Raw genomic sequence first — 7,007 nt, 5'->3', positions numbered from 1 at the left:
CTCCGCACCGCCCGCCGCCGGCCCCGCGGAAGCCTGGGACGGCAACGACAGCCGGGCGCCCGCCGACGAACCCGCGCCCGCGGCACCGGAGACCCCCGGATGCGCGCCGCCCAGGTCCGCGTCGACCAGCAGCACGTCGAAACGCCGCCCCTCCGACGCCGCCCGCTCCAGACATCTCAGCGCCGCCACCGTGCTGCCCGCCGCGGACACGTCCACGTCGGGCTCGGCCGCCAGGGCGGCGGCCAGCGACTCGGCGAAGATGCGGTGGTCGTCGACGACCAGCACCCGAACGCGGACCATACGACCCACCCGTCCCGTCTGCCTAGTGTGCGGGGCACGCGCCGCGGCGCCGGCGCCCCGGAACGCGTCCCGGCGCCGGCGCCCGTCGGCGATGCCGGCACGACGCCCGGAGCGAACCCAGGCCGCCGGGTCCCGGCGACAGCGAGCCGCACCGGACGACAACGGGCCGGCCGCCGCCGAGCCCCTCGTCCGCACGCCTCTCCGCCCACCGGGTCCGGGCGCCGTACCCGACTCTCTCGCCCCCTGAACGGCACCGGCCCCCACCGGTGCTGCACATCAGAGTACGGGCGGGGGCCGGGACGGGAAGCGGATTCGCCGAACCTGGGGGAGCGGGCACGGCACACCGGGGCGCACGCGGATCAGCCGCACCCCCGCAGGAGCGGAAACAGCCGGCCGGTCAGGAGTTGTACGCGCTCTGCGCCCGCTCGAGACCCTCCAGGACCAGCGCCTCGACCGCGTCGGCCGCCCGGTCCACGAAGAAGTCCAGCTCCTTGCGCTCCACCGACGAGAAGTCCTTCAGCACGAAGTCCGCCACCGGCATCCGCCCCGGCGGCCGCCCGATCCCGAACCGCACCCGGTGATAGTCGGGACCCATCGCCTTCGTCATCGACTTCAGACCGTTGTGCCCGTTGTCACCGCCGCCCAGCTTCAGCCGCAGCGTCCCGTGGTCGATGTCCAGCTCGTCGTGCACCGCCACCACCTGCACGAGCGGCACCTTGTAGAAGTCCCGCAGCGCGTTCACCGGACCACCGGACAGGTTCATGAACGACATCGGCTTCACCAGCACCACCCGGCGCCCCATCGGCCCCGGAGGACCCACCCGGCCCTCCACCACATGGGCCTGCGCCTTGCCGGCCCGCTTGAACCGGCCACCCATCCGCCCGGCCAGCAGATCCGCCACCATGAAGCCGACGTTGTGCCGGTTCATCGCGTACTCCGGCCCCGGATTGCCGAGCCCCACCACCAGCCACGGGGCATTCGCGTCAGTGGACACCACGTCACTCTCCCTGGAAACAGACCCTCGAAACGGGCCCCGGAAACAGACCCTCGAAACGGGCCCCGGAAACAGGCCCCCGAAACAGGCCCTGGAAACGGAAACGACACCGGCCGCCGCCCCCGAAGGAGCGGCGGCCGGTGACACGACTACGCGAGAACTCAGCCCTCGTCGACGACGTCGCCCTCGGGAGCGGCGGCCTCCTCGCCGGCCTCACCCTCGGTCGGCTCCTCCGCCTGCGGCGCGACCACGGACAGCACGACGGCCTCCGCGTCACTCGCGAGCGACGAACCCTTGGGCAGCGGAACGTCCTTCGCCAGGACGCTCGCACCCGCCTCGAGGCCCTCGATGGAGACCACGACGGACTCGGGGATGTGGGTGGCCTCGGCCTCGACCGTCAGCGACGCCTGGACCAGCTCGACCAGACCGGCACCCGGGGCGAGCTCGCCCTCGGTGACGACCGGGATCTCGACGGAGACCTTCTCGCCCCGCTTGACCAGCAGCAGGTCGACGTGCTCCAGGAAGCCACGCAGCGGGTCACGCTGCACGGACTTCGGGATCGCCAGCTCGGTGGCCTCACCGTCGATCGACAGGGAGATCAGGACGTTCGGCGTACGCAGCGCCAGCAGCAGGTCGTGACCCGGCAGGGACAGGTGCTTCGGGTCCGTGCCGTGGCCGTACAGGACGACCGGAACCTTGTTCGCGCGGCGGATGCGACGGGCCGCACCCTTGCCGAACTCGGTGCGGGTCTCGGCGGAAAGCTTCACCTCGGACATGGCTCACACTCCTCGTAGTGGAACGGGCCGCCGTACACGAGTACGGCGATCGGGATCGGTCACCCGGCCAAACATCGGCCTGCTACGAAGAGCGCGTCGATAACGGACCGCCGTACACAGAAGTACGGCCTCCCTCGCCGAGCAACTCCCAGAGTCTACTCGGCCAAGGAGGCCGCACAAAAACGATCTAGCAGAGCCCGCTCACACGGCCCGCCGCTCGCCTCACTGCTCGTCGAACAGGCTCGTCACCGAACCGTCCTGGAACACCTCACGCACCGCGGACGCGATCGTCGGAGCGATCGACAGCACCGTGATCTTGTCCAGCTCCAGCTCACCCGGCGTCGGCAGCGTGTTCGTCAGCACGAACTCGCTCACCCGCGAATTCTTCAGACGGTCCGCCGCCGGACCCGACAGCACACCGTGCGTCGCCGTCACGATCACGTCCGCCGCACCGTGCGCGAACAGCGCGTCCGCCGCCGCACAGATCGTGCCCGCCGTGTCGATCATGTCGTCGACCAGCACGCACACCCGGTCCTTGACCTCGCCCACGACCTCGTGGACCGTCACCTGGTTCGCCACGTCCTTGTCACGCCGCTTGTGCACGATCGCCAGCGGAGCACCCAGACGGTCGCACCAACGGTCCGCCACCCGCACCCGGCCGGCGTCCGGCGAGACCACCGTCAGCTTGTCCCGGTCCACCTTCGCGCCCACGTAGTCCGCCAGCAGCGGCAGCGCGAACAGGTGGTCCACCGGACCGTCGAAGAAGCCCTGGATCTGGTCCGTGTGCAGGTCGACCGTCAGGATCCGGTCCGCACCCGCCGTCTTCATCAGGTCCGCGATCAGACGCGCCGAGATCGGCTCACGCCCACGGTGCTTCTTGTCCTGACGGGCGTACCCGTAGAACGGAACGATCACCGTGATCGACCGCGCCGACGCACGCTTCAGCGCGTCGATCATGATCAGCTGCTCCATGACCCACTTGTTGATGGGGGCCGTGTGGCTCTGCATCAGGAAGCAGTCCGCGCCACGCGCCGACTCCTGGTAACGGACGTAGATCTCACCGTTCGCGAAGTCGAACGCCTTGGTCGGGACGACCTCGACGCCCAGCTGGTGCGCCACCTCCTCGGCAAGCTCGGGGTGGGCGCGGCCGGAGAAGAACATCATCTTCTTCTGGCCGGTCGTCTTGATCCCGGTCACAGCACTGTCTCCTCAGAGGTGTGGTCTCACAGCGGGCGGGGCAGGGGAGAGCGCCGGACGGCGCCTGCCCGCCCGGCTGGGGGGTGGTGCGGTTTCTGCACTTATCACGGTACGCCCGATCAGACGGGCCTGAACACGCTCAGCCTTCGCCGTCCGCCTGCCGGGACGCCTCCTCGGCCGCCTTCGCCGCCGCGCTCCCGGGACGCTTGCGGACCACCCAACCCTCGATATTCCGCTGCTGGGCACGGGCCACGCCCAGCGCACCGGGCGGCACCGGCGTGGTCACCACCGACCCCGCCGCGGTGTACGCGCCGTCCCCGACAGTGACAGGAGCCACAAACATGTTGTCCGCACCGGTACGGCAGTGCGACCCGATCGTTGTGTGGTGCTTCTCCTGGCCGTCGTAGTTCACGAACACACTGGCCGCGCCGATGTTCGTGTGATCACCGATCGTGGCGTCACCGACGTACGTCAGGTGCGGGACCTTCGTCCCCTCACCGATCTCCGCCTTCTTCGTCTCCACGTACGTGCCGATCTTCGACCGCAGGCCGAGCCGCGTGCCCGGCCGCAGGTACGCGAACGGACCCACCGAGGCCTCCGGCCCCACGATCGCCCCGTCCGCCACCGTGTTGTCCAGCCGCGCGCCCGGACCCACCTCGGTGTCGTTCAGCCGGCTGTTCGGACCCACCTCGGCGCCCTCGCCGACATGCGTCGAACCCGTCAGCTGCGTGTTCGGATGCACCAGCGCGTCCTGACCGAACGTCACCGTCACATCCAGGTACGTCGACGCCGGATCCACCACCGTCACGCCGGACAGCATCGCCTGCTCCAGCAGCCGCTCGTTCAGGATCCGCCGCGCCTCGGACAGCTGCACCCGGTTGTTGATGCCCGCGATCTCCCGGTGGTCCGCCGCCACGCTGGCCCCGACCCGGTGACCGTCCGCGCGCAGGATGCCGAGGACGTCCGTCAGGTACTCCTCGCCCTGGCTGTTGTCCGTGCGCAGCCGGCCCAGCGCGTCCGCGAGCAGCCGCCCGTCGAACGCGAACACGCCCGAGTTGATCTCCCGGATCGCCCGCTGGGCCTCGGAGGCGTCCTTGTGCTCCACGATGCCCGTCACCGCGCCCTGCTCGTCACGGACGATGCGGCCGTAGCCGGTCGCGTCCGGGACCTCGGCGGTCAGCACCGTCACCGCGTTCCCGTCGGCGGCGTGCGTCTCCGCCAGCGCGCGCAGGGTCTCGCCGCGCAGCAGCGGGGTGTCGCCGCAGACCACCACCACGGTGCCGTTCTGCTCGCCCAGCTCCGCCAGCGCGATGCGGACGGCGTGACCGGTGCCGTTCTGCTCCTCCTGCACGGCGGTGCGCACGGCGGCGTCGATCTCACCGAGGTGCGCCGTCACCTGCTCACGGGCGTGGCCCACGACCGCCACCAGGTTCTCCGGCTCCAGCTCCCGGGAGGCCGCGAGCACGTGGCCCACCAGCGACCGGCCGCAGAGGGTGTGCAGAACCTTGGGTGTGGCGGACCGCATGCGGGTGCCCTCACCCGCTGCGAGTACGACGACGGCGGCCGGGCGGATGGCGCTCACGGTGGTGCCCTTCGGCTGTATTACGAGTGGGACCCTCGCAGGATACCGGGGGGTCGGTGGGCGGACACGTGAGAGCGGGGTCTGACCGTTAACGGTCAGACCCCGCTCCATTGTGCCGCTCCCAGGGAAGGAATCGAACCCTCATTCAAGAGACCAAAACTCTTTGTCCTACCATTAGACGACCTGGGAATATATGCGCACTATGTCCGACTCTGCGCGCCGGACGTTCGTGCGGCATCTACTATGCCGTACCAGGCCCCCTCGATGCGACGGTACAGGTCGGCACCCTGGAGGACTCTGATCGCCAGGCAGCCGTGGTAGCCGTCTCCCGTGTTCTTGCGGACCGTACGCGGATTGTGCTTCTTGATGTTCGGTTTGCAGAAGGAGGGTGCGTCCGCTCCGGTCAATTCGCCCCAGAACCGCTGGGCTGTCGGAAGGTCGGCGCTTTCGTGAATCATGACGTGGAAGCGCAGTCGCGTCCGTTCCACACCGAGCAGGTCGAGCCACCTCAGGTAGAGCTCGATCATGTTCGGGTCGCTGTTTACGAAGATGACGGCCTCACGCCGCGAGTAAGGCTTGTCCTTGGAGCCTTCCGCCCAGTAGAGAGCGACTCCAACGAGGAACAGCTCCCGGTCGGAGAGCTCCCCGATAGCCAGGCGTGCTGCCGCCTTGGTGCGCTGCCGTTCCTCCTCCCGAATGCGCAGCCTCGCCTCCCAGCCGCGCCGTGCGATCTCCGTGGCTTCGCCGCGAGAGCGCCCTCGGTCAGGTTTCGGCAGGTCGCGCACCCAGAGGGAGATGGAGCTCTTGGAGCAGCCCAGCTGCATCTGGATCTGGTCGTAGGTCAATCCTCGGCTGCGGAGCCGACGCGCCTCGTCCCTCAGGTCGTCCTTGGCGTTGGGGCGCTTGGTCCACTCGGGTGCCTGCTCGCCTTCCAACAGCCGGTTCAGGAGATCGTTGTTGTAGATGCGGAGGCGGTCGCGGATGACCCGCCTGCTGAAGCCCTGTCGGCGCAGGGCGATTGCCTGGTCCCGGAGGGACTCGAAGTCGCCGTTCGGGAGGAGCGTGGTGTCCATGTCTCCCACTCTCGGCGCAGAGACAGGCCCACAGGTCGCGACCGCGATCGATTCACCAGTTCGAGCGTTTTTACCTTGAGTTCGATGGCCATGTATCGATATGTCCACTCGCAAACCCGCAGGAACGTCCCTGGACTCCTTCCGTAGGCTGGGCGCATGACCACGACGGGGGAAGAGCGAAGGACGGCGGTGGAGCGGGCCGGGCCGGCGGCGGAGGCCGTGGGCGGGCCCGCGGGAGGCTGGTGGCACCGCTGGCGCGCGGTGGTGCTGGACGCCTCGCTGGCGCTGGCGTCGTCCGTGGAGTGCGCGGTCGAGGGCGTGGGCTTCGCCCGCGACGCCGGGCTGCCGGTGGCCGTGGGCGTGGTGTTCGGCCTGCTGGTGGGCGCGGTGCTCGGGCTGCGGCGGCGGTGGCCGGTGGCGGTGGTGCTGGTCGGCCTCGCGGTCACGCCCGCGCTGATGGGCTTCCTGCTGGCGGTGGTCGGCCTCTACACGGTGGCCTCCTCCGACCTGCCGCGCCGCCTGACGGGTGCGCTGGCCGGGATGTCGCTGACCGGGGTGCTGGTGGTGACGCTGGTGCGCACCGGCCCCGAGGTGGACGGGTGGTTCCAGCTGTTCGCCGCGGTCACCACCGCGCTGGGGCACACCGCGCCGCCCGTGCTGCTGGGCCTGTACGTGGGTGCGCGGCGGCGGCTGATGGAGTCGTTGCGGGAGCGTGCGGACAGTCTGGAGCGGGAGCTGCAGCTGCTGGCCGAGCGGGCCGAGGAGCGGGCGGAGTGGGCGCGGAACGAGGAGCGCCGGCGGATCGCCCGGGAGATGCACGACGTGGTGGCGCACCGGGTGTCCCTGATGGTGGTGCACGCGGCGGCGTTGCAGGCGGTGGCGTTGAAGGACCCGGAGAAGGCGGTGCGGAACGCGGCGCTGGTGGGGGACATGGGCCGGCAGGCGCTGACGGAGCTGCGGGAGATGCTGGGGGTGCTGCGGAGCACGCCGGCGGCGGGTGCGGCGCCGGTGTCCGCCTCGCGGGAGGCGGCGGTGGCGCCGCGGATACCGGAGCAGCGGGGCGGCGGCGGGGGCGAGGCGGACAC

At 70.3% G+C, this 7,007-nt stretch carries 6 protein-coding genes, 1 tRNA gene and 1 pseudogene; 1 reads left to right on the top strand and 7 read right to left on the bottom strand.

Going from position 1 to position 7,007, the window contains the following annotated elements; genetic code table 11:
• From ACOV8S_RS00545 to ACOV8S_RS00515, 7 genes and pseudogenes are all read right to left on the bottom strand, one after another.
• Window positions 1-300 (bottom strand): annotated as a pseudogene (locus tag ACOV8S_RS00545) (hypothetical protein); the annotation flags it as partial.
• A 397-nt stretch (window positions 301-697) separates the two neighbouring features.
• Window positions 698-1,294 carry an aminoacyl-tRNA hydrolase gene (pth, locus tag ACOV8S_RS00540; RefSeq protein WP_448315235.1) on the bottom strand — a complete coding sequence of 199 codons (597 nt, stop codon included), beginning with the start codon at window positions 1,292-1,294 and terminating at the stop codon, window positions 698-700.
• Between the two features lie 161 nt (window positions 1,295-1,455).
• Window positions 1,456-2,070, bottom strand: a complete 615-nt coding sequence (locus tag ACOV8S_RS00535) for a 50S ribosomal protein L25/general stress protein Ctc (protein ID WP_448315233.1) — start codon at window positions 2,068-2,070, stop codon at window positions 1,456-1,458.
• 222 nt (window positions 2,071-2,292) lie between these two features.
• Window positions 2,293-3,267 (bottom strand): ribose-phosphate diphosphokinase, encoded by a 975-nt coding sequence (locus ACOV8S_RS00530; RefSeq protein WP_108951652.1) that lies wholly within the window; start codon window positions 3,265-3,267, stop codon window positions 2,293-2,295.
• A 139-nt stretch (window positions 3,268-3,406) separates the two neighbouring features.
• Window positions 3,407-4,849, bottom strand: coding sequence for a bifunctional UDP-N-acetylglucosamine diphosphorylase/glucosamine-1-phosphate N-acetyltransferase GlmU (glmU, locus tag ACOV8S_RS00525; protein ID WP_448315231.1), 1,443 nt, complete (start codon window positions 4,847-4,849; stop codon window positions 3,407-3,409).
• 118 nt (window positions 4,850-4,967) lie between these two features.
• A tRNA-Gln gene (locus ACOV8S_RS00520) sits at window positions 4,968-5,038 on the bottom strand.
• Window positions 5,039-5,049: 11 nt separating this feature from the next.
• Entirely contained in the window at window positions 5,050-5,922 is an 873-nt protein-coding gene (locus ACOV8S_RS00515) for a hypothetical protein (protein WP_448315229.1), read from the bottom strand.
• 156 nt (window positions 5,923-6,078) lie between these two features.
• Between ACOV8S_RS00515 and ACOV8S_RS00510 the strand changes: the two genes are divergently transcribed.
• On the top strand, window positions 6,079-7,007 hold a 929-nt coding region (locus ACOV8S_RS00510), incomplete at its 3' end, for a sensor histidine kinase (protein ID WP_448315227.1).

It is taken from the genome of Streptomyces sp. CO7 (assembly GCF_053474865.1).
Note: the sequence above shows the minus strand (reverse complement) of the source record. Positions and strands in the feature narration are given on the sequence as shown.

Bases quoted from the DNA above. Each gene is read 5' to 3' on its own strand.
- ACOV8S_RS00535 (WP_448315233.1), bottom strand. From the start codon at position 2,070: ATGTCCGAGGTGAAGCTTTCCGCCGAGACCCGCACCGAGTTCGGCAAG.
- ACOV8S_RS00515 (WP_448315229.1), bottom strand. From the start codon at position 5,922: ATGGACACCACGCTCCTCCCGAACGGCGACTTCGAGTCCCTCCGGGAC.